Origin of the sequence: Pseudomonas sp. MYb185, assembly GCF_002979975.1 — a bacterium.
Classification (GTDB): domain Bacteria; phylum Pseudomonadota; class Gammaproteobacteria; order Pseudomonadales; family Pseudomonadaceae; genus Halopseudomonas.
This window is the reverse complement of record NZ_PCQD01000012.1, coordinates 71,966-96,823: the sequence shown is the minus strand read 5'-3', so window position 1 is coordinate 96,823 and position 24,858 is coordinate 71,966. Positions and strand designations below refer to the sequence as shown.

General features: G+C 63.9%; 25 protein-coding genes. 12 read left to right on the top strand and 13 right to left on the bottom strand.

The features are described from left to right. Window positions 1-28: 28 nt before the first annotated feature. Together CQ007_RS16150 and CQ007_RS16145 are read right to left on the bottom strand one after the other, a co-directional pair. The gene (locus CQ007_RS16150) at window positions 29-850 is read right to left on the bottom strand and encodes an acyl-CoA thioesterase II (RefSeq protein WP_105646860.1); all 822 of its coding nucleotides are present in this window, start codon (window positions 848-850) and stop codon (window positions 29-31) included. Window positions 851-913: 63 nt separating this feature from the next. Next, window positions 914-1,351, bottom strand: a complete 438-nt coding sequence (locus CQ007_RS16145) for a hotdog fold domain-containing protein (protein ID WP_105646859.1) — start codon at window positions 1,349-1,351, stop codon at window positions 914-916. A gap of 174 nt (window positions 1,352-1,525) precedes the next feature. On the opposite strand from CQ007_RS16145, the gene CQ007_RS16140 reads away from it, so the two are divergent. After that, complete coding sequence (locus CQ007_RS16140; RefSeq protein WP_105646858.1) at window positions 1,526-2,140, top strand: TetR/AcrR family transcriptional regulator; 615 nt, start codon at window positions 1,526-1,528, stop codon at window positions 2,138-2,140. Window positions 2,141-2,174: 34 nt separating this feature from the next. Here CQ007_RS16140 and CQ007_RS16135 read toward each other — a convergent pair whose 3' ends face one another. The 4 genes from CQ007_RS16135 to CQ007_RS16120 form a co-directional block, all read right to left on the bottom strand. Continuing rightward, window positions 2,175-2,657: a YbhB/YbcL family Raf kinase inhibitor-like protein gene (locus CQ007_RS16135; RefSeq protein WP_105646857.1), complete on the bottom strand. Its 483-nt coding sequence runs from the start codon at window positions 2,655-2,657 to the stop codon at window positions 2,175-2,177. A 36-nt stretch (window positions 2,658-2,693) separates the two neighbouring features. After that, window positions 2,694-2,990: a hypothetical protein gene (locus tag CQ007_RS16130; protein ID WP_105646856.1), complete on the bottom strand. Its 297-nt coding sequence runs from the start codon at window positions 2,988-2,990 to the stop codon at window positions 2,694-2,696. Between the two features lie 312 nt (window positions 2,991-3,302). Then, entirely contained in the window at window positions 3,303-4,502 is a 1,200-nt protein-coding gene (locus tag CQ007_RS16125) for a 3-oxoadipyl-CoA thiolase (RefSeq protein ID WP_105646855.1), read from the bottom strand. 4 nt (window positions 4,503-4,506) lie between these two features. Continuing rightward, a complete protein-coding gene (locus tag CQ007_RS16120; RefSeq protein WP_105646854.1) occupies window positions 4,507-6,021 on the bottom strand; it encodes a 3-hydroxyacyl-CoA dehydrogenase in 1,515 nt (504 codons plus the stop codon). Window positions 6,022-6,222: 201 nt separating this feature from the next. Between CQ007_RS16120 and CQ007_RS16115 the strand changes: the two genes are divergently transcribed. From CQ007_RS16115 to mutM, 3 genes are read left to right on the top strand one after another with little or no spacing between them, the layout of a single operon-like run. Further along, the gene (locus CQ007_RS16115) at window positions 6,223-6,651 is read left to right on the top strand and encodes a PaaI family thioesterase (protein WP_105646853.1); all 429 of its coding nucleotides are present in this window, start codon (window positions 6,223-6,225) and stop codon (window positions 6,649-6,651) included. After that, window positions 6,648-7,988: a hypothetical protein gene (locus tag CQ007_RS16110; protein ID WP_105646852.1), complete on the top strand. Its 1,341-nt coding sequence runs from the start codon at window positions 6,648-6,650 to the stop codon at window positions 7,986-7,988. Before CQ007_RS16115 ends, CQ007_RS16110 begins: the two co-directional genes overlap by 4 nt. 11 nt (window positions 7,989-7,999) lie before the next feature. Further along, window positions 8,000-8,812: a bifunctional DNA-formamidopyrimidine glycosylase/DNA-(apurinic or apyrimidinic site) lyase gene (mutM, locus tag CQ007_RS16105; protein WP_105646851.1), complete on the top strand. Its 813-nt coding sequence runs from the start codon at window positions 8,000-8,002 to the stop codon at window positions 8,810-8,812. 46 nt (window positions 8,813-8,858) lie between these two features. Here mutM and CQ007_RS16100 read toward each other — a convergent pair whose 3' ends face one another. Continuing rightward, entirely contained in the window at window positions 8,859-9,320 is a 462-nt protein-coding gene (locus tag CQ007_RS16100; protein WP_105646850.1) for a DNA-binding protein, read from the bottom strand. A gap of 341 nt (window positions 9,321-9,661) precedes the next feature. On the opposite strand from CQ007_RS16100, the gene CQ007_RS16095 reads away from it, so the two are divergent. From CQ007_RS16095 to CQ007_RS16085, 3 genes are all read left to right on the top strand, one after another. After that, window positions 9,662-11,383 (top strand): bifunctional diguanylate cyclase/phosphodiesterase, encoded by a 1,722-nt coding sequence (locus CQ007_RS16095; RefSeq protein WP_146114597.1) that lies wholly within the window; start codon window positions 9,662-9,664, stop codon window positions 11,381-11,383. Between the two features lie 219 nt (window positions 11,384-11,602). Then, window positions 11,603-11,881 (top strand): hypothetical protein, encoded by a 279-nt coding sequence (locus CQ007_RS16090; RefSeq protein ID WP_256582315.1) that lies wholly within the window; start codon window positions 11,603-11,605, stop codon window positions 11,879-11,881. A gap of 63 nt (window positions 11,882-11,944) precedes the next feature. Continuing rightward, window positions 11,945-13,765, top strand: a complete 1,821-nt coding sequence (locus CQ007_RS16085) for a Na/Pi cotransporter family protein (RefSeq protein WP_105646847.1) — start codon at window positions 11,945-11,947, stop codon at window positions 13,763-13,765. On the opposite strand, the gene ggt is transcribed toward CQ007_RS16085, so the two are convergent. The 6 genes from ggt to CQ007_RS16055 form a co-directional block, all read right to left on the bottom strand. After that, a complete protein-coding gene (ggt, locus tag CQ007_RS16080; protein ID WP_105646846.1) occupies window positions 13,752-15,440 on the bottom strand; it encodes a gamma-glutamyltransferase in 1,689 nt (562 codons plus the stop codon). The genes CQ007_RS16085 and ggt overlap by 14 nt on opposite strands. Continuing rightward, window positions 15,437-15,688, bottom strand: coding sequence for a YfhL family 4Fe-4S dicluster ferredoxin (locus tag CQ007_RS16075; RefSeq protein WP_105646845.1), 252 nt, complete (start codon window positions 15,686-15,688; stop codon window positions 15,437-15,439). The genes ggt and CQ007_RS16075 overlap by 4 nt, the downstream gene beginning before the upstream one ends. Before the next feature lie 29 nt (window positions 15,689-15,717). Further along, entirely contained in the window at window positions 15,718-16,197 is a 480-nt protein-coding gene (gene coaD / locus CQ007_RS16070) for a pantetheine-phosphate adenylyltransferase (protein ID WP_105646844.1), read from the bottom strand. Between the two features lie 201 nt (window positions 16,198-16,398). After that, complete coding sequence (gene rsmD, locus CQ007_RS16065) at window positions 16,399-16,992, bottom strand: 16S rRNA (guanine(966)-N(2))-methyltransferase RsmD (protein ID WP_105646843.1); 594 nt, start codon at window positions 16,990-16,992, stop codon at window positions 16,399-16,401. After that, window positions 16,989-18,566 (bottom strand): pitrilysin family protein, encoded by a 1,578-nt coding sequence (locus tag CQ007_RS16060; protein ID WP_105646842.1) that lies wholly within the window; start codon window positions 18,564-18,566, stop codon window positions 16,989-16,991. Before CQ007_RS16060 ends, rsmD begins: the two co-directional genes overlap by 4 nt. Continuing rightward, window positions 18,566-19,927, bottom strand: coding sequence for a pitrilysin family protein (locus CQ007_RS16055; RefSeq protein WP_105646841.1), 1,362 nt, complete (start codon window positions 19,925-19,927; stop codon window positions 18,566-18,568). The genes CQ007_RS16060 and CQ007_RS16055 overlap by 1 nt, the downstream gene beginning before the upstream one ends. A 112-nt stretch (window positions 19,928-20,039) precedes the next feature. Here CQ007_RS16055 and ftsY point away from each other — a divergent pair, with 112 nt between their 5' ends. The 5 genes from ftsY to CQ007_RS16030 all read left to right on the top strand — a co-directional run bounded on the left by ftsY (window position 20,040) and on the right by CQ007_RS16030 (window position 24,714). Further along, entirely contained in the window at window positions 20,040-21,281 is a 1,242-nt protein-coding gene (gene ftsY, locus CQ007_RS16050) for a signal recognition particle-docking protein FtsY (protein ID WP_105646840.1), read from the top strand. 3 nt (window positions 21,282-21,284) lie between these two features. Then, a complete protein-coding gene (gene ftsE, locus CQ007_RS16045; RefSeq protein WP_105646839.1) occupies window positions 21,285-21,947 on the top strand; it encodes a cell division ATP-binding protein FtsE in 663 nt (220 codons plus the stop codon). 1 nt (window position 21,948) lies between these two features. Beyond that, complete coding sequence (ftsX, locus tag CQ007_RS16040) at window positions 21,949-22,953, top strand: permease-like cell division protein FtsX (protein WP_256582313.1); 1,005 nt, start codon at window positions 21,949-21,951, stop codon at window positions 22,951-22,953. A gap of 198 nt (window positions 22,954-23,151) precedes the next feature. Next, on the top strand, window positions 23,152-24,015 hold the full coding sequence (gene rpoH / locus CQ007_RS16035; RefSeq protein WP_105646837.1) for an RNA polymerase sigma factor RpoH: 864 nt from the start codon (window positions 23,152-23,154) through the stop codon (window positions 24,013-24,015). Window positions 24,016-24,105: 90 nt separating this feature from the next. Next, window positions 24,106-24,714: a hypothetical protein gene (locus CQ007_RS16030; protein ID WP_146114596.1), complete on the top strand. Its 609-nt coding sequence runs from the start codon at window positions 24,106-24,108 to the stop codon at window positions 24,712-24,714. Window positions 24,715-24,858 lie beyond the last annotated feature (144 nt).

Below are 24,858 nucleotides of genomic sequence, written 5' to 3'. Positions count from 1 at the left end.
CATCCTGCCCAGCGCTGCTTGCCAGCGCTCATTCCTTGAAATAGACGATCTGCGTGGTGCTCAGCAGCAGTTGCCCGTCCCTCGACCACAGATGGGCACTCTGATCGAAGTAATTATTGCGGGTCTGGTTGGCAACGGCCTCGGCCAGCAGATAATCATCACCGATCTGCGCCAGTTGCGTACTGTCGGTATGGAAATACATGGTCAGCGACACCGTGCCGGCGGGGACGAACTGTTGGCGACGGGTGAACAGGCGAGGAAAGAAGCTGTCGCCGATGGCGGCCAGTCCAGGGAAGTCCAGTGCCCGGCGCGGATGGTCGCGAATCCACAGCAGGCTGCGTGAACTGCTGGATTCATAGGGCCGGGCCGGATCATAGCCACCGGTCACGAAGCGAAAATCGTAATTGCTGATCCAGCCGCGCCGGCCCTCGGTTGGCAGCCGTTCCAGAGTGTCCGGTGCGGGTGCAGAGGGGGCCGCAAGCTCCTGCTCGGACCAGGTTTCCCGGCGAACGGCACAGAATACCGTGGCGGTGGTAGCAACCGTGCCGTTCTGGCGCAGCAGCAGATTCCAGTGCTGAGTGGAGCGGTTGGTGCGTACTGGCACGGCTTCAATGATGAATTCGCCCGTCTCGATCGGCCCAGCGAAATTCACCGTCAATGATACCGGCTCACCGATACGTTCGGGGTGCTGCATGACGGCGTTGAGTAGTGTTGCCGCGGTGATGCCGCCGAACGGGCCGACCATGTTGGCGTAGGGTTCGGAGGTATGGCCACTGAACTGGTTGGGTTCGGTTGGAGCCAGCAGGACTGCCTGGTCGAAGGCATGGGACGATAGGTTTACTTCAGTCATGGATAGGCCTTGTCACGGATTCAGGTCAGCTGCTCCGGCAGCCGGAGCAGCTTTTGCAGCGGGTTACAGTTTCACATTCATGGTGATGCGGGCAGTGAATACCTGTTGTTCCTGTTCATCGAAGATTGCCACAGTGACCACCTTGTCGCCAGCGGTGCTCCAATCGACGTCGCCGCCATCAGCAATGGCACGCACCGAGGTTTTTGCCTTGGCCAGATACTCCACTGTCATGCCTTTGGGAATCCAGCGTGCACCGGCCGGGATCGAAGCATCGGTCATCAAGCCGGCGGTCAGCTCGGCGGCATTGCACAGGGCGATGGCATGCACAGTGCCCAGGTGATTGGTGATCTCGCGGCGAAACGGCACAGTTGCTTCGGCATAGCCAGGCCGCAAGGCGATGACCAGCGGATTGATGGTGCTGAAATAGGGCGCCATCTGGCAGGTCATGGCGCTGAATTTTTCCGAGCCGAAACTGTTGAAGGCGTTCAATGCATTGCTCATGGTTCCTCCTGGGCAATAGAAACAGAATTATTTTCTGCAAAAGAACATTATTCTGTTATTCTCGATCCGTCAACCATACCGGTCCTGCGTGCGGTGCTTTACCATCAACGGCCTATGGCGCAGCGATACGATTGCGCCGCATCGTCCATCCACCTTGGGAGCAAGCCAGCATCCATGAGCAACACCAGCATTCTGGAACGCAGATTTCCCGGCAGACGGGCACAACTCAAGCGCGACATCCTGTTGCAGGCGCTGCAGTGCTTCAATACGCACGGCCTGGAGGCGACCACCATCGACATGATCAAGGCGCGGTGCGATACCAGCGTGGGGGCTATCTATCACCATTTTGGCAACAAGGATGGCCTGGTGGCGGCCCTGTTTCTTGCTGCGTTGGAAGATCAGCAGCAATTGATGCAGCAGTACCTTGAACAAGCGGACAGCTTGCGCGAGGGCATTGCTGCGCTGGTATACAGCTATGTCGATTGGGTGGAGGCGCAGCCAGACTGGGCGCGTTTTCAGTATCAGGCCCACTCGTCAGTGAGCAAGGGACCGCATGGGGCGGAGTTGGCTCGCCGCAATGCCGAGCGTGGCAAACAGGTGGCGCAGTGGCTGGAACAGCGCGAGCAGGGTGCCGCGTTGCGGGACTGGCCGGCCGAACTCAGGGCGTCACTGATCATCGGTCAGTCGGAGAATTATTGCCGGTCATGGCTATCTGGCAGAGCAGGTACGCCGCCCAGCGCCTATCGGGAGCTGCTGGCAGAGGCGGCCTGGCGCTCGGTAAGCGGTTGAGCGGGCACCTGGCGGATGCCCGCTGCAGCGGGGTTCAGCCGCGCTGGTAGGTACCGATCAGACGGTTCATCGCTAGGGTATGCGGCTCCACCTTGGCCAACAGCTGCCACATATCCAGCCCTTGCTCCAGGTTCGCTTCGCAATCGAGCGCCAGAATCCAGAAGTAGTACTTGTGTTGACCGTGACCCTCGGGCGGCATGGGGCCGCCGTAGCCGGCCTTGCCGAAGTTGGTCGGGCCGTCGGTGTGCTGTTTGCAGCCTTCGGGCAGCGAGGTGACATCGGCGGGAATGTTGTAGTGTACCCAGTGCACGAAGCCGTAGGTGCCGTTGGCCGAGACTAGCGGTGCATCCGGATCGTGGCAGATCACCGCGAAACTTTTGGTGCCAGCAGGCGCATTGCTCCAGCTCAGCGCCGGGGAGACATCCTCACCCTCGCCGGTGTGCCGGGTGGGAATCGCGCCGTCGGCCGTGAAAGCGCTGCTGGTCAGTTGCAGATCGAGATTCAATGCAAAACCCATGGTGTTCTCCTTGTTGGCATGAAGAGGGAAGGTGCGTCAGCGGATCAGCGTGCTCAATAGCCACAGCCCGAGCAGCAGCCAGATGATGCCGCCGATGAAGCGTTTCCTGATAAAGGCGCTGACCCCAAGATAGATGAGAAACAGCCCGAGCACGACAAAGGCGATGCTGAGGATGCTGCTGTCGACACCCAGCGCCCGGGAAAAGCCATTGACGAAGGCGGTGCTGGCGCCACTGAGCATATCGAACACCCAGGCCAGGCCATCGACGATCAGCCTGACCAGGGTGCCGAAGGCCTGGCCCAGCCATTCAAAAGGATTGGTACTCACATGCATCGGAAAGCGTCCGGTTGGATGGGATCGATACCATAGCAGAGATGTGGGCAAGGCCAGAAGTTCCAGTGCCCGGGTTCGATCATGTGGGGGTGGGCTGAGTTTGTTCCCCCTCTCCCCGGCCCTCTCCCGCAAGGGGAGAGGGAGAAAAACAGCGTCTCCGGCTACAGAGTGCCAGCCAGTAGGTTCTGCATTTGTACAACCGGAACATGGGTACCCATGTCATGGGTCTGATCTGTTACCCATGTTGCCGGCTTGCACAGACCGAGCCCCTCTCCCCTCGCGGGAGAGGGGTTGGGGAGAGGGGGAAAACCCTCACACCCGCTCGATCACCGCCGCCACACCCTGGCCCAGACCGATACACAGACTGACCAGCGCATAGCGCTTGCCAGTACGCTCCAGCTGGCGCAGCGCGGTCAGCGTCAGACGGGCGCCGGAGGCGCCCAGCGGGTGGCCGACGGCGATGGCGCCGCCGTTGGGGTTCAGGCGCGGGTCATCGAAGGCGATGCCCAGCTCCCTGGCGCAACCCAGCACCTGGGAGGCGAAGGCCTCGTTGATCTCGATCACATCCATGTCATCCAGGCCCAGGCCTGCACGGGCCAGGGCTTTCTTGCAGGCCTCCACCGGACCCAGGCCCATGACCCGTGGCGCGACGCCGGACACGGCACCGGCAAGGATACGGGCGCGCGGCTTGATGCCGTACTTCTGGCCAATCGCTTCGTTGCCGATGATCAGCGCCGCGGCGCCATCATTGACCCCGGAGGCATTACCGGCGGTAACCACGCCGTCAGCGGACAGCGGGCGCAGGCCGGACAGTGCCGCCATGTCGCTGCTCGGGCGCGGATGCTCGTCCTGATCGACCACCTTGTTCGGCTTCTTGCGGCCCTGGGGTACTTCGATCGGCAGGATTTCTTCGGAGAAGAATCCCGCGGCGCGGGCTTGTTCGTACAGCGCCTGGCTGCGAGCGGCATAGGTGTCCGCTTCTTCGCGGGTAATACCCAGCTCCGCGGCGACGTTGTCGGCGGTCTGCGGCATGGTGTCAGCACCGAATTCGGCTTCCACCCTGGGGTTGGGGAAGCGTGCGCCGATGGTGCTGTCGAAGGCGCGGAACTCGCGGGCGTAGGGGCTTTCGCTCTTGGCGATGACGAAGGGTGCCCGGCTCATGCTTTCCACGCCGCCAGCGACGAACAGTTCGCCTTCACCGGCCTTGACCGCGCGGGCGGCATCCAGAATGGCCGCCAGTCCGGAACCGCACAGGCGGTTGACCGTGACGCCGGCGACTTCCTGCGGCAAACCGGACAGCAGACCTGCGTGGCGCGCGACGTTGCGTGCGTCCTCACCCGCCTGGTTGGTGTTGCCGATGACCACATCTTCATAGTCAGTGCCGGCGAAGGGGTTGCGCGCCACCACGGCACGGATCACATCGGCCAGCAGGTCATCGGGACGCACGCTGGCCAGCGCACCGGCATGGCGGCCGAAGGGGGAACGCAAACCGTCATAGATATAGGCAGTCATGGGATTACTCCTGGGAATCGGGGGTGGTCAGCGGCAGGTCCAGCTGTACGCGGCGCCGCAGCCAGGGGCTGGGACGATAGCGCGGCTCGCCGTAGCTGGCCTGCATGTTGTTCAGAACAGTGAAAATCGCCTGCTTGCCATAGTGCTCACCGAAGGCCAGCGGGCCCTTCGGATAACCCAGCGCGAGCTGGATGGCGCGGTCCAGGGTTTCCGGCGTGGCGATACCTTTCTGGGCGATGTCACAGCCCAGGTTGACCACACTGGCGATCAGTCGCTGGATGACGAAACCGGGGGAGTCGTTGATCACTTCCACCGGTACACCATCGGCAGCCAGTGCCTGACGGGCCTGGGCCACGACATGGCTGTCGGCGGCGGGCTGGCGCATCAGCGTGCGGCGTTTGTCCCAGTTGGCGAAGCTGTCCAGCGCCAGGGTGCGGCTTGCGGGCAGACCCAGGCGGGTCAGCGCGGCCGTGCAGTCTTCGCCCTGCGGAGTAATCAGGCAGATGGCCTCGGCGGAGGGGTGCTCGCTGGTTTCCAGCGTGGCGCCGGCGGCACTCAGCACATCGGCTACCTGACCGCGCAAGGCCTGATCATCGCTCTGCAGCCAGAAGGGCTGGTTGAGCAGGACGGTTTCCACTGCTGGCTCGGGCTGCTCGATCTTCTGACCTTCCTCATAGCGATAGAAGCCCTGGCCGGTCTTGCGGCCGAGCAGGCCGGCGGCGACCCGCTGGGCAGCGATGAACGACGGGGTATAGCGCGGGTCATGATAGAACTGCTCGTACACCGACTCCATCACCGCATGGGAGACGTCCAGCCCGGTCAGATCGAACAGCTCGAACGGCCCCATGCGAAAGCCCGGGCCGTCACGCAGGATGCGGTCGATCTGCTGCGCGCTGGCCACGCCCTCGCTGAGCATGCGCAGCGCTTCGGTGCCGAAGGCACGGCCGGCATGGTTGACCAGGAAGCCGGGGGTGTCGGGGGTGATGGCCGGGAAGTGGCCGGCCTTGTCCGCCAGCTTCACCAGGCCGTCGATGTAGCGCTCCTCGGTACGTGAACCGCGTACCACTTCGACGATCTTCATCAACGGCACGGGGTTGAAGAAGTGAAAGCCCGCGACCCGTTCCGGACGGCTGCAACCGGCGGCGATGCGGGTAACCGACAGCGAGGACGTATTGGTGGCCAGCAGGCAATCTTCGCTGACGATGGCTTCCAGGTCGGCGAACAGCTTCTGCTTGACCTCGAGAATCTCGACGATGGCCTCGATGACCAGGTCGCAGTCCTTGAGCTGCTGCAGTTCGGCCGCCGGCTGCATACGGGCATTGATGGCCTCGAACTCCGCCTCGCTCAATTTGCCCTTGGCCAGCTGGCGTTGCAGCAGGTTGCGGTTAAAAGCCAGAGCGTCCTCGATGGCTTCGGCACGGGTATCGAACAGCAAGACCTGCTGGCCGCTGCTGGCGAACAGTTGGGCGATACCCCGGCCCATTGCGCCGGCGCCGATGACTCCAATCCGATTGAACATATACAGACCCCTTTGCTACCATGTTCCGCCATGCGAAATGGTATTTCAATTTAAAGTGGGACGAGATTAAATCCTGCGGGCCATCAGTGCAAGCCAGCCCTGTTTATGGCGGCCCATCAGTCAATATTAACTCTGCTTACGCTCAGCCTGGCCCATGGCATACTGCCGGCCCGTCGACAAGAGCCCTAGAGAACAGCATCTATGAGTGAAGATCGTAATCTGGCCGTACAACGCACGGTAACCGGTTTTTTTCAGGATATCGGGGGTGAGCTGCTGGAGTTCGGGCCTGGCCGTGCCGTAATCGGCCTGACCCTGGGGCCTCGCCACCTGAACAATGCCAGCAACCTCCATGGTGGCGTGACCGCGACCCTGCTGGATGTAGCCATGGGGCTGTGCGGCACCTATGCGGAAAATCCCGACGAGCGACGGGTTGCCATTACCCTGTCACTGAACGTCAACTTCAGCAGTGTCGCCAGCGCCGGTGCCTGCCTGCGCGCCGTAGCCACTTGTCGCAAGGCCGGGCACAAGATCTTCATGGCCAGCTGTGACCTGCTCGACGAGAACGACAACCTCATCGCCTTTGGCGAAGGCGTGTTCAAACAGGGTGCGCTACGTCGAGACCTGCCGTGAGGTCGCTGCTGCCGCTGGGGGTCGGCCTTGAGCTGGTGGCCCTGGCCGGACAATGGCCACAGCTGAGCTGGCTGGCGGCGGCAGCACTGGGCGGCTACTTCCTGCTGCATTTCCCCCGTTTGTTGCCCTACCCACGCATGCTCGGCCTGCTGACGCTGGGCATGTTGCTGGCGCTGGTGGTGTTGGGCCAGGCTGACCCAGCGCTCTGGGGCCGGCTGGCCAGCTCCGCGGCATATTACGCCAGCTTTCTCGGCGCACTGGGGTTGATGCAACTGCTGGCCAGGCACCTCCCGCACCTGCGGGAAATGCACAAGGCACTGCTGGCGGGCCCGGCGGTGTGGCTGTATCCGCGTTATGTCCTGACCGCCGGCAGCATTGGCTCGATCCTCAATTTCGGCATGATGAGCCTGCTGTGCGGCACCCTCAGCCAGCACCTGCAGCAGTACTCCCTGGATGACGCGCAACGCCGTGCCGGCATGCGCGCAGTGATGGTGACCACGCTGCGTGGTTTTGCCCTGGTGCCGCTGATCGCGCCGACCAGCATCACCATCGCCATGATCAGCCGGGAAATGCCCGAGCTGTCCTGGGCGGTCATGTTTCCCTACGGGCTGGTGGCGACCGTGCTGCTGGTAGTGGTGGGCTGGCGGCGGGAGACCCGGGGGCTGCTGGCGCTGCGCGAGAGCATCGGTGACAGCAGTCGCGCCGCCGGCATGGGCCAGTTGCTGCTTGGCAGCCTGCTCGGCCTGGCCGCGATCGGCGTGCTGGCCTGGCTGACGGTGTTGACGCCCTCCCAGGCGGCGATGATCCTGGTGCCGCTGGGCATCGTCGGCTACCTGTTGTGGCGCGAGCGCTCGCCGCGTGAGGTACTGAGCCAGGTGACCGACAACCTGGTGACCATGCATAACGAGATGTTCATCTTCGGCTGCGCCGCGTTGATGGGTGGTGTGCTCGGTGCCATCGCGCCGCTGGAGGAGCTGGCCGCCTGGCTGGCGCAGGAGCCGAAATACAACATGCTGCTGGCGGTGGCCAGCCTGCTGGGTATCATCCTGCTGGCCATGGCCGGAGTGGCGCCCATCGTGTCGCTGTCACTGCTGGTCGGCCTGTTGGCCGAGCTGGCACGGCTGGGAGTGCCGATCATGACGCCGGCCCTGGGGCTGATGTGCGGTTTCTCGATCGCCATGATCTTCTCGCCGTTCGGCCCATCGACCCTGATCCTGGCGCGCTACAGCGGCGAAAGGCCGCTGCGGGTGGCGTTCGGCTGGAACGGCCGCTTCGTCGCCAGTGCACTGCCGCTGCTGTTGCTGCTATTGTTCGTTGTCCATTGGTTACACTCATAGCAAAACTGTCCATGCCCGAGCTGCCCGAAGTAGAAACCACCCGCCGCGGTATCGCCCCTCACCTGGAGGGGCGCCGCGTGACCCGCCTGATCGTCCGAGATCCCCGTCTGCGCTGGCCGATCCCCGAGGACCTGGCGATCCAGATCGAGAACCAGACCTTCACCGCCATCCGCCGACGGGCCAAGTACCTGCTGATGGATATCGGCGGTGGCACCCTGATCAGCCACCTGGGCATGTCCGGCAACCTGCGGCTGGTACCGGTCGATACACCGGTGCTCAAGCATGAGCATGTGGATATCGAACTGGATTCCGGGCTGACCCTGCGCTACACCGATCCCCGGCGTTTCGGTGCCATGCTCTGGCAGCGTGCCGGGGAACAGCACCCGCTGCTGGCCCGGCTCGGCCCCGAGCCGCTGTCGCCGGAATTCGACGGTGAGCGCCTGTACCAGATGTCACGCAAGCGCAGCATGGCGGTAAAGCCCTTCATCATGGATAACGCAGTGGTGGTCGGGGTGGGCAACATCTATGCGACCGAGGCGCTGTTCGCCGCCGGCATCGATCCACGTCGCGAGGCGGGACGGATCAGCCGTGCCCGCTATCAGGAGCTGGCCGAAGAGATCAAGAAGGTGCTGGCGCGGGCTATCGACAGTGGCGGTACCACCCTGCGCGACTTCATTGGCGGAGATGGCAAGCCGGGCTATTTCCAGCAGGAACTGTTCGTCTATGGCCGGGCCGGGCAGATGTGCAAGGTCTGTGGCACTACCCTGTCCGAATGCCGGCTGGGCCAGCGCAGCTCGGTGTATTGTCGCCGCTGTCAGAGCTAGGTTCCTGGGCCTGGGTTGGGGTGCGTGGAGGGAGCGCCAGCAGACCTCAGGCCGGATCTTGTTCGGCGGTGGTGTTCTCCTGGTCATTGTCGGGTTTGGCTGGCGGTGTGCCGAATTGCGCCTGCTCGGCCAGGGCGAAGGTCATGATCACATCGCAAATTACCTGGCGACGGGACGGTGATAACTCAAGAAACATCTCGATGACTTCCTGTTCCCGATGAGGAATCTCGGGATAGGGGAGCTGTCGTTCCCGGACCTGATGACTGACCTGCTCGCCGAAGCGCAATTCGCGCACGTCCACCTTCAGCCATCGCGCCAATACCAGCAGCTTGTCTTCGCTGGGCAGGGTCTCGCCCTTCAGCCAGCGCCGCACGCCATGCAGCGTCATCGGTTTGCCCAGATAGCGCAGGTTGAACTCGCGCTCGAGCACCGCAGGCTTGGGCGCATAGCCCGCGTGTTTCAGAGCTTGCTGCAGGCGTTCGGCGAATTGTTGGCGTGTATTTTCCATGCCGGAAACACTACAGGCTAACCGGGAGGGGTGGCGTAACCGGGAAAACAGCTTTGGTTACGCCTGTTGCGTAATTTGTGGTTAACAAATGATGGTGTCGTGCTACCATTCGCTGGGTTTCGCTGGATGGATTGCGGCGGATGCGACGGAACGGGAGCGCTCAGCCCGCCGGACACGCAGGTGATTTCGGCACTCGCCATGAGCATGTATTTCGCATCCTTTGAGGTTTGATGGAGAGAGAAGCAAATCGTTGCAGCCATGGCGAACTTTATTGGGTTGCGGTCATGCCAGGCCGTATTGATCCCGGCTGAGCGTTGCAGCACGAGGACGAGGAATCTGCGGTGGAGTACCCAGGAGACGAAGTAGACAGCGGGGCCGGTGCAGCCAGTCTATTGGGCCGGGCAGGCCTGGATGCTGCGTTCCTCACGGCCATGTTCGATGCGCTGCAGGACGGCGTACTGGTGACCGACGAGCAGGGCACGATCCGGATGGCCAACAACGCTGCTCTGGAACTGTTCCGTTATACCGCCGGCCAGTTGCTGGGCCAGCATATCTCTCTGGTGATATCCCTGCCTGCTGCATTGTCCGACCCTGATCCCCAGCCGCAGTCCTGGTATACCGGAGGAATCACGGGGCGGGAGTTGGCGGGATGGCGCCGGGGCAGTGAATGTCTGACCCTGCGGCTGAGTGTTGGCGAGTTCATGTGGCGGGGGCAGCGGCTGTTCGTCAACAGCTGCCATGACATTACCGAGCAACGCAGATACACCGAGCATATCGCGTTTCTCGCTTCCCACGACAGCCTCACCGGATGCCCCAACCGCGAACAGTTCCTGCAGGCCCTGACTCAAGCACTACAGGAGTGCCGCAGCCGGGGCCACTCCCTGGCAGTGCTGTACATAGACCTGGATGGTTTCAAGGCGGTCAACGATAAACACGGCCATCGGTTGGGAGATCTGCTGCTCAAGAGGGTGGCCGAGCGCCTGCGTCGCAGGCTGCGTGATCATGATCTGCTGGGCAGGCTCGGTGGGGACGAGTTCGTGGTGCTGGCGCACCTGGACAATGACCCGGAGCTGGCGCAGCGGGTTGCTGCCCGTCTGGTCGCCAGCCTGCAACAACCGTTCAGCGTGGAGGGCCTGGCTTTGCAGGTCACCGCGAGCATTGGTATCAGCCTGCTGAACGGGCAGCAGGAGGCCGATGACTTGCTGGATGAGGCCGATATCGCCATGTACCAGGCCAAGCTGGATGGCGGTGATCGCGTCAGGGTCTTCAGCATGGCCTTGCTCGAGCGCACCGAGAAGGCCCATCGGCAACTGACAGCACTGCGTCGGGCCGTCGCACAGCGGCAACTGGAACTGCACTACCAACCGCAGTTCGATATGCGCAGCCTGAGGCCGTCCGGCCTGGAGGCGATGTTGCGTTGGCGCTCCGAGCAGCGGCTAGTCATGCCCGAGGAGTTCATGCCCATGGCCCAGGCGCATGGCCTGGCGGCTGATATCGAGCGCTGGGCCTTGCAGCAGGCCTGTCGGGACAAGGCGCAGCTGTTGGCGGCGGGGTTGCTGGATGCGCGAGTGACAGTGCGCATTGGCACCGCTCTGTTACGTACGCCGGGTTTTGCCCAACTGGTGCAGCAGGTGCTGCAGGAAAATGGCCTGGCGCCGCGCCATCTGGAGCTGGAGGTCATCGAGGAGACTGCCGTGGACCCCAGCACGCCGGTGCGGCAGAACCTGCTGGCCCTGGCCGAAACCGGTGTCAGTCTGGGAGTGGGCGGTTTTGGCACGGGCCACGCCTCACTCGCGCGATTGAAGGGGTTGCCGGCCAGCACCTTGAAGATCGACCGTCTGTTTACCGCAGGTCTGCCGGATAATATCGGTGACCGGGCGCTCACTCGCGCAGTGGTGGAGATGGCAGCGGTGCTGGGTATGCGGACCTTGGCGGACGGGGTCGAGACCGTGGCGCAGATGGCATGTCTGCAGGGCCTGGGTTGCGTGCTGGGACAGGGCTGCTGGTACGCCACGCCGATGCCGTTACCGGAGTTGGGCCAGTGGCTGGAGGACCTCGGTTGAGACTCGGTTGAGGAAAATGTGCGACTGGTAGCGCTTTGCCCATGTCACGTTTCCTAATATTCCGAATGGGCCTACAATTGCCATTGAGTGCACTCCGGGAAGGAGTGCCCTGACAACAAAACGATGCTCCCATCGGGCTCACCATCAGGGATTACACATATGCGCCTGTTACGTCACTTCACTGCTCTGTTCGCCGGCCTGCTGCTTGCCGGCAGCGTCATGGCCACCGAGGCCAACTATGGTTACCAGGAACACGTCGAGAACCCCGGCATCTTCGCCATGGTCGGTGATCTGGTCATCGCCCGGCCGATCGGCGCCGCCATCACTGCGGTCGGCGCGGCAGCCTTCGTCGTCAGCCTGCCGTTCACCGCACTGGCGGGCAACACCGCCGAAGCGGGGCAGGAGCTGGTGGTCCGCCCCGGCAAGGAAACCTTCATGCGTTGCCTGGGTTGCACCAAGAGCGGTTACGGTCGCAAGCAGCGCGACGAGAATCGCTGATCGAGGCAATCCGGCTGCGGCGTTAGCCGGCAGTCCTGGCCTGTCTGATGGTAGTCGGGGCTTATGCGCAAGATAGTCGGGCAGGTCTGGCTGCCAGCCCTGTTGCTGGGATTGCTCGGTTTGATGATCTGGAGCACGGCAGTGGCCACGCTGGCTGCCGGCGTGGCGCTGTTCGTGCTCGGTATTGGCCGGCTGGAGGAGGGCTTTCGCGCCTTCTCCGGCGGCGCGCTGGAGCGCTGGCTGAAGTGGAGCACCAGCGGCCTGTGGAAAAGCCTGCTGGTGGGGGTAGTGAGTACCGCCATGGTGCAGTCCAGCACCCTGGTCACGCTGCTCGGCATTGCCTTTCTCAGTGCCGGGCTGATCAACACCCTGGGCGGAGTCGGCCTGGTATTGGGTGCCAACCTCGGGACCACCTCCGGCGCCTGGCTGATTGCCCTGGCCGGTCTCAAGCTGGACATGGCCCAGCTGTCGATGCCCATGCTCGCCTTCGGCGTGTTTCTGGCCCGACGCGAGGCCGGCAACTGGCGTGGCCTGGGGCTGGCGCTGCTGGGTATCGGTTTGCTGTTTCTCGGCATCGATCTGATGAAGACCGGCTTCAGCGGCTTCGAAGGCGCCTTCGATCTTGGGCGCTACGCTGTCGAAGGCTGGTCCGGGGTACTGTTGTTCGTGCTGATCGGTGCGCTGGCCACGGTGATCATGCAGTCCAGCCACGCTACCCTGGTGCTGACCCTGGCGGCGCTGGCAGCGGGGCAGGTGCAGTATGACAATGCGCTGGCGCTGGTGATCGGTGCCAATCTCGGTTCCACGGCCACCGCGTTGTTCGCCGCCATCGGCAGCAACAATGCCGGTCGCCGCATCGCCGCCACCCACCTGATCTTCAACCTGGTCACCGCCGGTGGCGCGCTGCTGTTGCTGCATCAACTGATGGCAGCGGTCGAATGGCTGGCCGATGTGGGTGGCCTGGCGCCGGATGCGCACATGCTCAAGCTGGCGATCTTCCATAGCCTGTACAACGTCTTCGGTCTGGCGCTGATGCTGCCCTGGAGTTTTCTGCTGGTCCGCGCGCTGGAGCGCTGGCTGCCCGATGGCGAGCCACTGCCGGAAGGCGGCGGCATGCTCAGTGAGCAGCCGCGCACCCGAGCGTTGTACATCAACGAGTCGGCCTTGCTGCACGCCGATACTGCGCTCAAGGTACTGGACCAGGAGGTGCAGCATCTGGCGCAATTGAGCCGGCAGGTGGTCGGTGCGGCGCTGTATCTGCCGTCGCGCCTGGCCGAGCTGACGCCAGCCGAACTGCATGAGCAGGTGCGCCAGCCGGTGCCGCTGGCGATGCGTGAAGACGCCGATGCCTTGTACGAACGCCACATCAAGGGGGTGTATGCCGATATCGTCGACTTCCTGTCCCATGTCGACGTCTCGCTGCTGCCCGAGCAGCAACAGGCGATGCTCAACGCGACTACGGCGGCGCGGGATCTGGTGAGCGCGGTCAAGGCGGCCAAGCACCTGCAGAGCAACCTGCGTCATCAGATCGACAGCACCCAGCCGGCGATCCGTGAGGCGTACATGCGGCTACGGGAACAGGGTGGCCTGTCCCTGCTGGAACTGCGCCACTGGCTGGAGGTGGCCGATGATGCCGAGGCTCGCGGCCAGCGGCTGGAGGATGGCGAAGCGCAGGACCGGCTGTTTGCCGAGGCCTTCCAGCGTGAGCTGCAACAGCAGTTGCGCAACCGGGAGCTGGATGGCTGGCAGGCCACCTCGTTGCTCAATGACCTGCATTACATGCTGCGCGTGCGCCGGCATTTGCGGCGCGGCCATGCCGGGCTGGCGCAGCGGGTATCCACGAATGAGGCCCAGCGTCTGGAACAGGCGGTCAGTCTGGCTTGATCGGGTGCTGCACGCTGGCCTCGCCTTCACCGCGCGGATCACTGGCGGCGCTGAGCTCGCCGCGGCGCTTGTCCCACAACAGCGCCTGCATATCGCCATAATCCCGGCCGACCGGCCTGATGCTGTGGCCCAGGGCCTGCAGCGCTGCCTGTTGGCGGCTATCGAAGGCGCTGTCCTCGACCTGGATATGATCGGGCAGATACTGATGATGAAAGCGTGGGCGGCTGACCCATTCGGTCACCGGTCGGGCGTCCATCGCCTGCAGCGTGCCAAGCAGAACCATGCTGATGATGCGGCTGCCGCCGGGCGTGCCGAGCACCGCCAACTGCCCATCGTTTTCCAGCATGGTCGGGGTCATGCTCGACAGCGGGCGCTTGCCGGGGGCGATGGCATTGGCCTCGCTGCCGGCCAGCGCGTAGCTGTTCTTGCCCGAGGGGTCGGCGGCGAAATCATCCATCTCGTTGTTCAGCAGCACGCCGGTGCCCGGTACGGTAAAAGCCGCCCCGAACGGCAGGTTGATGCTGAGGGTGGCGGCCACCGCGTTGCCCTGGCGGTCGATCAGGGAGAAATGCGTGGTATTGGTGCCTTCCTGGAAGGGCTGTGGCGGGCCCAGCTCGGTGCTCGGTGTGGCTTGCTCGGGATTGACGCCTGCAGCCAGCTGGCGAGCGTACTCCGCTGATACCAGCCGCGCGGTCGGCACCTCGATGAAATCGCTGTCGCCCAGCAGTACTGCCCGGTCGCGGTAGGTACGGCGCATCAATTCGACCAGCTGATGCGTCCACTGCACGGAGCCCGGGGTTGCTGCCGGCAACTGTTCCAGCCCCTGCAGGATACCGGCCAGGGCGATGCCACCGGCCGAGGGCGGCGGTGCGCTGATCACCTCGAAACCGCGGCTGTCGAAGCGGATCGGTTCGCGCTCGATGACCCGGTAGTTTTCCAGGTCGGTGGGCTGCCAGATGCCGCCAGCGGCTTGCACTCCGCTGACCAGGCGTTCGGCTACCGGTCCGCGATAGAAACCGTCATGGCCCTGGGTGGCCAGTGCGCGCAGGGTATCGGCCAGCTCCGGCTGGCGGATCAGGCTGCCGGAGGCCGGTGCTTGGTCGTTCTGCAGGAAGATACGCGCCGTCTCCGCATCCGCCTGCATGGCGGCCAGACGGAAGCCGACCAGTGTGCGATAGCTCTCGCCCACGGCGAAGCCGTCTTCGGCGGCGGCGATGGCCGGCGCCAGGCTTTGCGCCAGCGGCAGCACGCCATAGTTCTCCGCCAGATGCACCAGTGCCGCCGGTGTGCCCGGGATGCCGGCGGCCAGCGGCCCGTTGATCACCCGTTGCGGTTCGTTGGCCTGATCCAGGTACATGTCCCGATGGGCCGCCAGGGGGGCGGTTTCCCGGGCATCGATGAAACGATAGCGGGGTGTGTTGTCGCCAGGCTGGCGCAACAGGAAGAAACCGCCGCCACCGATACCCGACCCGTAGGGCTCGACCACGGCCAGGGTAGCCGCCACGGCAATGGCGGCATCGAAGGCGTTGCCGCCCTGATCGAGAATCAGGTGGCCGGCGGCGGTAGCGACAGGGTGAGCACTGGCAACGGCCTGCTGATCGGGCGCCGGGGCGGCGTGAACCGTCAGGCTCAGCAGCAGTGCCAGCAGGATCGGCAGGCGCACCAACATACTCATTTGGTGCTGGTGAGCAACTGATACTTATCCATCAGCTGCTCCCTGGTCTCGGCGTGCTCGGGGTCAAGGGGTATGCAGTCGACCGGACAGACCTGCTGGCACTGGGGCTCGTCGAAATGGCCGACGCACTCGGTGCACAGGTTGGGGTCGATGACATAGATTTCCTCGCCCTGGGAAATGGCCCCGTTGGGACATTCCGGCTCGCAGACGTCGCAGTTGATGCAGTCGTCGGTAATGATCAGGGCCATTGACTTGCTTTACTCCGGGTAGCTGCCGTTCAGCCGCTGAAGCGCTCGAGCAGGGCTTCATGCACTACCGGATGAACGAACTTGGTGACATCGCCGCCCAGGGAAGCGATTTCGCGGACCAGGGTGGACGAGATATAAGAATACTTCTCCGAGGGCGTCAGGAACAGACTTTCCACTTCCGGTGCCAATTGACGGTTCATGTTGGCCAGCTGGAATTCGTATTCGAAATCCGATACCGCCCGCAGGCCGCGCAGCAGCACGTTGGCGCCGACTTCACGGGTGAAGTGCGCGAGCAGGCTGGAAAAACCCACCACTTCAACGTTCGGGTACTCCTTGAGCACCTCGCGTGCCATTTCAACGCGCTGTTCGAGCGAAAACGCTGGGTTCTTCTTCGGGCTGGCGGCGACCGCCACCACCACCTTGTCGAACAGCTTGGCTGCGCGTCCTACCAGGTCCATGTGGCCCTTGGTAATGGGGTCGAACGTGCCGGGATAGAGAACAGTATTCATTGGCTTTATCCTGCCTGTGGGTACCGGAGCGCAGATGGTAGCGTAATGACCCTGCTGCGGCAAAATGGAAAACGGCATGGAGGCCAGCTTTGCAAGCTATTCCAGGTCTGAGCGGCAAGCGTCTTTCGGGTTGTCGCGCGCCTGCGCGACGACAGGGGTTCCGGGTGGCCTGCGTGGGTACCAGAGCGTAGCGCGGGCGCACTACACTCCAAGGGCTTGTGTCTCGTGTCGCTGCCACAGGCTGTACCAGACCTGGCCGGCCTTCTTCTGCCGGTGCAACTGCCAGTTCGGCGGGTGCGGCAGGCGGTCCGGCGCGGTTTCGCTTTCGGTATAGATCAGCGCATCGGTGCTCAGCCAGCCGTTGGCTTCCAGTGCGGTACAGGCTGGAATCAGCAGATCCTGGTGGAATGGCGGGTCGAGGAACACCACGTCGAAGGGTGTCTCCGGGGAGCTTGCCAGCAGGCTCAAGGCATCCTGCTGGCGCACCTCGCCGCGTTCGCACTGCAGGGTCTGCAGATGGCCGCGCAGGGTTTCCACCACCTCGCGGCTCAGGTCGCAGCTCAGCGCGGTGGCTGCGCCACGGGACAGGGCCTCCAGGGTCAGCGCGCCACTGCCGGCGAACAGATCGAGGCAACGGGCCCCTTCGATGTAGGCGCTCAGCCAGTTGAACAGGGTTTCCCGTACCCGGTCGGGCGTGGGCCGCAGGCCCGGCTGTTCGGTGAAGCTGAAACGGCGGCTGCGCCATTCGCCGGCGATGATGCGCAGCTGGCTCTGGCGGGTTTTGGACTGCTTCATGCCTGGGGCTCCGGGACCGGGGGGTTGCTGCCAGGCTCGACGGCCTGCGTAGACTCGTCTTCCTGACTATCGAGATCCTCTTCGCTCTGCTGGATGACCAGCGCCGGGCCCACGGTGATCACCAGGCGCTGGTCCGGGTGGAAATACCGGGCGAAGGCGTCGCGGATATCCTCGGTGGTCAACGCCTGTACCTGGTCGAGGAACAGTTGCAGGTGATTGAGCGGCAGGCCATAGAAACCGATCACCCCCAGTTGGGCGACGATCGACGCATTATTGGCTGTGCTCAGTGGGAATTCGCCATTGATCTGCCGCTTGGTGCGCAGCAGCTCTGCTTCGGTCGGCCCTTCGCTGATGAACTCATCGAGGCTCTGGTGAATGACCGACAGCGCCAGGTCTACCTGGTCGGCACGGGTCTGCATGCTGACCATGACCGGGCCGGTGGCCTGCATCGGCACCAGGCGACTGCTGACCGAGTAGGACAGGCCACGGCTCTCGCGGATCTCCTGCATCAGGCGTGAACCGAAGCCCGACCCACCGAGAATCTGGTTGCCGACGTACAGTGCGGCATAGTCGGGGTTGTGCCGGCTGATGCCATGCTGGCCCACCAGGATGTGCGTCTGCTGGCCGTTGAAGTCGATGTGCCGATGGCTGGTGGCGATCGGCAACGGCTCGCCGATGGGGGCGGCAGCTGGACCCTGGGGCAGGGCGTCGGCCAGCCGCTGGGCGATGCGTTCGGCGCGTTCGCGGTCGATATCACCGACCAGCGCGATCACTGCATTGCCGGCGCTGTAGTACTGCCGATGGAACTGGCGCAGGTCGTCCGGGCCCAACTGGCCGAGGCTGTCGGCAGTGCCTTCTGGCAGGCTGCCATAGGGATGGTGCGGGTACAGATCGGCCCAGAATGCCTCGCTGGCCAGTGCCGAGGGGCGCTGCAGGCGGAACTGGAGGCTGGCCAGCAACTGGTTGCGCAGGCGCTCGAAGGCATCCTCGGGGAAGCTGGGGCGGGCGATGACCTCGGCGAACAGAGCCAGTGCCGGGTCGAGTTTGTCGGCGGCGGTCAGGCTGCGCAGGCCAACCAGTGCCATGTCCCGGTGCGAGCTGTTGGAAAACTCGGCGCCAAGCCGCTCGAAGCCCATCGCGATGGAGCCTGCGTCCTTGCTGCCGCTGCCTTCGTTGAGCATGGCATTGGTCATGGTCGCCAGCCCCGGCAGCTCGCCGTCGCGGCTGGCGCCGGCGGCGAACAGCAGTTGCACGTCGAGCATCGGCAGCTCCTCGGCGGGCATGAAATAGACTTGTGCGCCCTGGCTGGTAGTCCAGTGCTGCAGGTCCAGGTTGCGCCGGGCGGGTGGTTTTTGCAGATCGATGTTCTGCAGCGAGTCCAGTTCCGGCAGCAGCTCCTCCACCGCATCCGGTTGCGCCTCGGGGTCCGACTCGGTGACTGGCTGGCTGGTCTCGGCGGGTATCTGCGCCGGGGCTTGCGGTGCCGGCTTGCGCAGCAGCACCAGAGCCGCCACCAGGGCGATCAACAGCAGCAGGGCCAATACCCAGCGCCGGTTGGTTGTTGCAGCGGCCATCAGCGCTCCTCCTCGGTGGCAACAGGCAGAATGTGTGCACGGGTCAGGCGCTCGGGCACCAGGTAGCGTCGCGCGACCTCGCTGATCTGCTCGGGGGTGATCGCCTCCAGCGCGGCAATATCCTCATCCAGCAGGGTCCAGGGCAGGCCGATGCTTTCCAGCATGCCGATCTGGTTGGCCTGGTGGCTGATGCTGTCCTGGGCATAGACCAGGGCAGCGGTCATCTGTGCCTGCACCCGGTTCAGCTCCTCCTGGCTGGGCGGGGTCTGCTTGAGCTCATCGATCTGCTCCCAGAGTGCCTGTTCCAGTTGTTCGAGACTGACCTGCCGGGACTGGCTGGGTACACCCGAGAGCAGGAACAGGGTATCGCCGCGGGCGAAGCCTTCATAACTGGCCGAGGCTGCGGTGGCGATGGACTGGGCGCGCTCCAGATGGCTGGCCAGGCGGGCACTGTAGCCACCGTCGAGCACCGCTTCGAGCAGACGCAGGGCATGCACTTCCCAGGCATGTTCGGCGGTGCTCAGGCTGGGCACATTGAAACCGAGCAGCAGGCTGGGCATCTGTACCGGCAGGTTCAGGCTCAGGCTGCGCTCACCCCCGACCGGCAGTTCCAGCGGCGCCCTGGCGGCCGGGCTGGGGGTATTGTCCAGCGGACCGAAATAGCGTTCGGCCAGGCTGCGCACCGCATCCACCTGTACATCGCCGACCACCACCAGGATGGCGTTGCTCGGCTGGTAGTAACGCCGATACCACTCACGCAGATCCTCCACGCTGAGGCGATCCAGGTCGTGCATCCAGCCGATCACCGGTTGGGCGTAGGGGCTGGCCATGTGCGCCAGGGTCAGGAAGCGCTCGTAGGCGAGGCTGTTGGGGTTGTCGTCCACACGCAGGCGGCGCTCCTCCTTGATGACTTCCATCTCGCGCAGGAACTCGTCCTCGGGCAGGGTCAGGCCATGCATGCGCTCGGCCTCCAGCTCCAGGGCAATGGCCAGCTGGTCGCGGCTGAGCACCTGGTAGTAGGCGGTGTAATCGCGGCTGGTAAAGGCATTCTCCTGGGCGCCGAGGCTGCTCAGCAGATGCGATGCCTGGCCCGGAGCCAGGCGTTCGCTACCTTTGAACATCATGTGTTCCAGGGCGTGGGACAGACCGGTACGCCCCGGAGGTTCGTAGCTGCTGCCAACCCGGTACCACAGCTGCGATACCACCACCGGGGCGCGGTGATCCTCGCGGACGATGACCTTGAGGCCATTGTCGAGGGTGAATTCGTGGGTCGGCTGCCGGGTGCCGTTGGCCTGGACGCTGCTGGTCAGGCCGACCATCAGCAGGAGAATGAAAAATAATGAGCGCCGCGCCATGTGCATCTGAAGTCCTGTGGCTAGAGGGTCATACCGTCGGTAGCGGAAGTGGGGTAGGATAACCCAACCTTCAACGCGCAGGCTAAATGCCTGCGCCAGACTCAGATAGTGATCGTCAATGTTTGGTTCCAAAGACAAGCCAGAGCACCCCGAACAGGACCCCGAGCGCAACGACGACGGCAAGGCCGGCAAGAAAGGTCTGTTCGGCTGGATGCGCCGCAAGGCCGATGAGCCGGTGGCCGAGCCGCCGCCAGTGACGCCTGCTGCGCCCGAGCCGCAGGATGTTGCCCAGCAGAACGCACCGTCAGCCCCCGCCAGCGAGCCGGCCGCCGCCTCCGCCAGCCACGATCAGGCTGCCCGCCAGGCTGCCGCGGAGCTGTTTTCCGGTCTGGGCGAGGCTGCTGCGCCGGCCCCTGAGCCGCAGCAGGCCGCCGAGCCCAAGGGCTTCTTCGCGCGGATGCGCGCCGGACTGTCGAAGACCAGCGCCAACCTTGGCGAGGGCATGGCCAACCTGTTCCTCGGTGAAAAGGAAATCGACGACGAACTGCTGGAGGAGATGGAAACCCGTCTGCTGATGGCCGACGTCGGTATCGAAGCCACCACCCTGATCATGGAGTCGCTGCAGCAGCGCGTTCGCCGCCGCGAACTGTCCAACCGCAATGCGCTGTACCGCGCGCTGCAGAACGAACTGGAAGGTCTGCTCAGTCATGTCGCCAAGCCGATGCAGATCGATGCCGGCAAGCAGCCGTATGTGATCCTGGTAGTGGGCGTCAACGGGGTAGGCAAGACCACCACCATCGGCAAGCTGGCCAAGCGTCTGCAGGGCGAGGGCAAGCAGGTGATGCTGGCAGCGGGTGATACCTTCCGTGCCGCGGCGGTCGAGCAACTGCAGGTGTGGGGCGAGCGCAACAGCATTCCGGTGATCGCCCAGCACACTGGCGCGGACTCCGCCTCGGTGGTGTTCGATGCGTTGCAGGCGGCCAAGTCCCGCGGGGTGGATGTGCTGATCGCCGACACCGCCGGACGTCTGCACAACAAGGACAACCTGATGGACGAGCTGAAGAAGGTCAAGCGCGTGCTGACCAAGCTCGATGCCGAGGCGCCGCATGAGGTACTGCTGGTGCTGGATGCCGGCACCGGCCAGAACGCCATCAGTCAGACCAAGCTGTTCGATCAGGCGGTCGGGCTGACCGGCCTGGTGCTGACCAAGCTCGACGGCACCGCCAAGGGCGGGGTGATCTTCGCCCTGGCCAAGCAGTTCGGCCTGCCGATCCGCTTCATCGGCGTGGGTGAGCAGATCGATGACCTGCGGCCGTTCACTGCGCCGGAGTTCGTCAAGGCCCTGTTCGGTCGCGAGTAGCCCATGATCCGTTTCGACCAGGTCAGCAAGCGTTACCCCAACGGCCACCAGGGCCTGGACAGTCTGAGCTTCCATATCCGTACCGGGGAGATGGTGTTCATCACCGGGCATTCCGGGGCGGGCAAGAGCACCCTGCTCAAGCTGATCATGTGCATGGAGCGGCCGAGCTCCGGGCACGTGCATGTCGGCGGGCAGAACCTGCGCGACCTGGGCAGTCACGACATTCCCTATCTGCGCCGCCAGGTCGGCGTGGTGTTCCAGAACCACCAGCTGCTGTTCGATCGCACGGTATTCGACAACGTGGCGCTGCCGCTGATCATCAACGGCACCCCGCGTGACGAGATCGGCCGCCGGGTGCGCGCGGCGCTGGACAAGGTCGGCCTGCTCAAGCGCGAGAACATGTACCCGATCTCCCTGTCCGGGGGTGAGCAGCAGCGGGTCGGTATTGCCCGGGCGGTGGTGCACAAGCCGGCACTGCTGCTGGCCGATGAGCCCACCGGCAACCTGGACCCGGCGCTATCGGCGGAAATCATGGGGCTGTTCGAGGATTTCAACCGGGTCGGGGTGACGGTGATCATCGCCAGTCACGACCTGCCGCTGATCGCCCAACTGGATCATCGCATGCTGACCCTCAGCGACGGTCGACTACTGGCGGATGGGGACTGACATGGCGGCCAATCAGAACCGACCCACGGACAAGCGTCCGCAGAAGGCTGCCAGCGGCGCGGCCCGTTCCAGCCGCAACTGGCGGCACCCGCTGCGCAGTTGGGCCAGCAGCCACCGCGACAGCGCCCGGCTGGCGGTGCGCCGCATCTGGGACTATCCCTTCAGCACCGTGATGATAGTGCTGGTCATGAGTATCGTACTGGCGCTGCCGATGGGGCTGACGGTGCTGATCGACCAGGTTGAGCGGCTGGGCATCGACTGGCAGCGCGCCGCGCAACTGTCGGTGTACCTGGACGGCGAGGTCGAGAGCGATGCGGCCCAGGCTCTGCAGGCCGAGATCGAGTCGCTGGAGGGCGTGGCCGGCACCCAGTTGCTGGACCGCGAACTGGCGCTGGCGGAATTCCAGCAGCATTCCGGGCTGGGCGATGCCCTGCAGCAACTGGCCTACAATCCGCTGCCGGATGTGATCCTGGTCATGCCACAGGACCTCGAGGGCGGCGCCTCGGCGCTGCAGCCATTGCGCGATCGTCTGGCGCAGATGCCCGGTGTGGATGAGGTGCAGATCGATCTGCTGTGGGTAGAACGCCTGACCTCGATCCTGGCCATGTTCGAGCGCTTTACCGGCGGACTGGCGGTGCTGCTGGTACTGGCATTGCTGCTGGTGATGACCAACACCATCCGCCTGGCGATCGAGAGCCGGCGCAACGAGATCTTGGTGATCAAGCTGGTGGGTGGGACCGATGCCTTCGTGCGCCGGCCATTCCTGTACCTGGGCGTACTCTATGGCCTGCTTGCCGGCCTGATAGCCTGGCTGTTGCTGGCCGCCGGGCTGGCCTGGCTGAATGTCACCGTGCGCCAGGTGGCTGCGCTGTATCAGAGCGACTTCGCGCTGTCCGGCATGCCGCTGTCCGATGGGCTGGTGCTGCTGGCGGGAGCCATGCTGCTGGGGCTGGCCGGGGCCTGGTTGGCGGTGGGGCGACATATCCGTGATATCGAACCGCAGTAACAGAGTGTGTCATTTTTATTAACGTATTGATTTATAAAGATAATTTATGTATCTGCGGAACTTGTCAAGACGTTCCATGTCCTAGCATGTGGTGATACACTGAAGCGTCATTCCGGGTGCCCTGTCACCCCTCAGCCCCTGGCGGGCCGTCGCTGACACGACGTTAAACTGTCTTTCACCTTTTTTTGGAGTCCAAGCATGAGCACTGCTTTGCAGCCCGTACATAACCTGATTCCGGGTGCGAACCTGGAGGCCTATGTTCAGACCGTAAGCAGCATCCCGATACTCAGTGTCGAGGAGGAGCGCGAGCTGGCTGATCGTTTGTTCTATCAGCAGGATCTGGAAGCGGCACGACAACTGGTCATGTCGCATCTGCGCTTTGTCGTGCATATCGCACGCAGTTATTCCGGCTACGGTCTGGCCCAGGCCGACCTGATCCAGGAAGGCAACGTTGGCCTGATGAAGGCGGTCAAGCGTTTCAACCCGGAAATGGGTGTGCGCCTGGTGTCCTTTGCCGTGCACTGGATCCGCGCCGAGATCCACGAGTTCATCCTGCGCAACTGGCGTATCGTCAAGGTCGCCACCACCAAGGCCCAGCGCAAGCTGTTCTTCAACCTGCGCAGCGCCAAGAAGAAGCTCGCCTGGCTGACCCATGATGAGGTCAATGCCGTGGCCGAGGACCTGGGTGTGGCTGCCCGCGAGGTGCGCGAGATGGAGAGCCGCCTGTACGGTCAGGACCTGGGCTTCGACGGTTCCGACGACGATGATGACGATGCCGCCTACGCGCCGGTGCATTATCTGGAGGACAAGCGCTACGACCCGGCCACCCAGCTGGAAAGCGCCGACTGGAGCGACAGTTCCAGCCAGCAGCTGCAGCAGGGGTTGGCGCAACTGGACGAGCGCAGCCGCGATATTCTCTACCAGCGCTGGCTGGCCGAGGAAAAGGCCACCCTGCATGAACTGGCGGCCAAGTACCAGGTGTCGGCGGAGCGTATCCGCCAACTGGAAAAGAACGCCATGAACAAGTTGAAGAAGCACATCAGCGTCGATGACGCTGCCTGAGATCAACGATCAGCACAAAGGGCATCCCCAGGGATGCCCTTTTGTTTTTGTACTCGCCGGTCCGGATGCCGGCTGCCAGAGAGGGACTGCATGAACGCACGCATGGGCTTACGTATCGGTACGCTGCTGGCAGTGGTATTGCTGTCGCTGTTCGCGCTCGACCGCTGGCGCGCCGCGCAGGAGGGCGGGCAGAGTGGGCAGCCGCTGGCCTGGAAGCAACAATACCAGCCCAGCCTGTGGACCCCGGTGCGTGAGCGCGTACTGACGCTGGCCGAGGTCGGCCGCATCCTCGGTGATGGCAGTCTGTGGATGATCAGTGCCGATGGCGAGCCCCGGCTGGTCAGCCGCCATCCGCTGGATTCCGATGGACAGCGCTGGCGGGTGCAGGCGGTCATCGGCCTGGATGAGCAGCAGACCGACAGCTTGGTCGAGGCACAGGCCTGGCAGCCGGACATGCCGGATCAGGCGGTATCGCCGGCGGTGGGCGCGGCACTGGCGCAGTATCCGGTGGAGCGCCTGAGCCTGATTCCCGAGAAGCCGCTCGGGCTGGGCGATATCGAGGCCACCTTCGGACCGGTCGAGCTGCGCGCGCCGATAGGCGACGGCGATGAAGCCTGGATCTATGCCCGGGAAGGTGTGGTGGTCTCGGTCAGCGGCGGTAAGGCCCATGCCATCATGTTTGGCCTGCGCCAGGAGTAGTTTTTACTTTCATTCGCTACCGTACCGGGGTGTAGCGCGCCTGCGGGGTTCCGAGTCACTGCGTCGTCGAGCAGGCGCTCGATAACCCGGGCGGATGCGGCGCATGGTTTTCGGGGTGTAGCGCGCCTGCGCTACGCCTCGGGG

Bases quoted from the DNA above. Each gene is read 5' to 3' on its own strand.
- CQ007_RS16150 (WP_105646860.1), bottom strand. From the start codon at position 850: ATGACTGAAGTAAACCTATCGTCCCATGCCTTCGACCAGGCAGTCCTG.
- CQ007_RS16145 (WP_105646859.1), bottom strand. From the start codon at position 1,351: ATGAGCAATGCATTGAACGCCTTCAACAGTTTCGGCTCGGAAAAATTC.
- CQ007_RS16140 (WP_105646858.1), top strand. From the start codon at position 1,526: ATGAGCAACACCAGCATTCTGGAACGCAGATTTCCCGGCAGACGGGCA.
- CQ007_RS16135 (WP_105646857.1), bottom strand. From the start codon at position 2,657: ATGGGTTTTGCATTGAATCTCGATCTGCAACTGACCAGCAGCGCTTTC.
- CQ007_RS16130 (WP_105646856.1), bottom strand. From the start codon at position 2,990: ATGCATGTGAGTACCAATCCTTTTGAATGGCTGGGCCAGGCCTTCGGC.
- CQ007_RS16125 (WP_105646855.1), bottom strand. From the start codon at position 4,502: ATGACTGCCTATATCTATGACGGTTTGCGTTCCCCCTTCGGCCGCCAT.
- CQ007_RS16120 (WP_105646854.1), bottom strand. From the start codon at position 6,021: ATGTTCAATCGGATTGGAGTCATCGGCGCCGGCGCAATGGGCCGGGGT.
- CQ007_RS16115 (WP_105646853.1), top strand. From the start codon at position 6,223: ATGAGTGAAGATCGTAATCTGGCCGTACAACGCACGGTAACCGGTTTT.
- mutM (WP_105646851.1), top strand. From the start codon at position 8,000: ATGCCCGAGCTGCCCGAAGTAGAAACCACCCGCCGCGGTATCGCCCCT.
- CQ007_RS16100 (WP_105646850.1), bottom strand. From the start codon at position 9,320: ATGGAAAATACACGCCAACAATTCGCCGAACGCCTGCAGCAAGCTCTG.
- CQ007_RS16090 (WP_256582315.1), top strand. From the start codon at position 11,603: ATGGCCACCGAGGCCAACTATGGTTACCAGGAACACGTCGAGAACCCC.
- CQ007_RS16085 (WP_105646847.1), top strand. From the start codon at position 11,945: ATGCGCAAGATAGTCGGGCAGGTCTGGCTGCCAGCCCTGTTGCTGGGA.
- ggt (WP_105646846.1), bottom strand. From the start codon at position 15,440: ATGAGTATGTTGGTGCGCCTGCCGATCCTGCTGGCACTGCTGCTGAGC.
- CQ007_RS16075 (WP_105646845.1), bottom strand. From the start codon at position 15,688: ATGGCCCTGATCATTACCGACGACTGCATCAACTGCGACGTCTGCGAG.
- coaD (WP_105646844.1), bottom strand. From the start codon at position 16,197: ATGAATACTGTTCTCTATCCCGGCACGTTCGACCCCATTACCAAGGGC.
- rsmD (WP_105646843.1), bottom strand. From the start codon at position 16,992: ATGAAGCAGTCCAAAACCCGCCAGAGCCAGCTGCGCATCATCGCCGGC.
- CQ007_RS16060 (WP_105646842.1), bottom strand. From the start codon at position 18,566: ATGGCCGCTGCAACAACCAACCGGCGCTGGGTATTGGCCCTGCTGCTG.
- CQ007_RS16055 (WP_105646841.1), bottom strand. From the start codon at position 19,927: ATGCACATGGCGCGGCGCTCATTATTTTTCATTCTCCTGCTGATGGTC.
- ftsY (WP_105646840.1), top strand. From the start codon at position 20,040: ATGTTTGGTTCCAAAGACAAGCCAGAGCACCCCGAACAGGACCCCGAG.
- ftsE (WP_105646839.1), top strand. From the start codon at position 21,285: ATGATCCGTTTCGACCAGGTCAGCAAGCGTTACCCCAACGGCCACCAG.
- ftsX (WP_256582313.1), top strand. From the start codon at position 21,949: ATGGCGGCCAATCAGAACCGACCCACGGACAAGCGTCCGCAGAAGGCT.
- rpoH (WP_105646837.1), top strand. From the start codon at position 23,152: ATGAGCACTGCTTTGCAGCCCGTACATAACCTGATTCCGGGTGCGAAC.
- CQ007_RS16030 (WP_146114596.1), top strand. From the start codon at position 24,106: ATGAACGCACGCATGGGCTTACGTATCGGTACGCTGCTGGCAGTGGTA.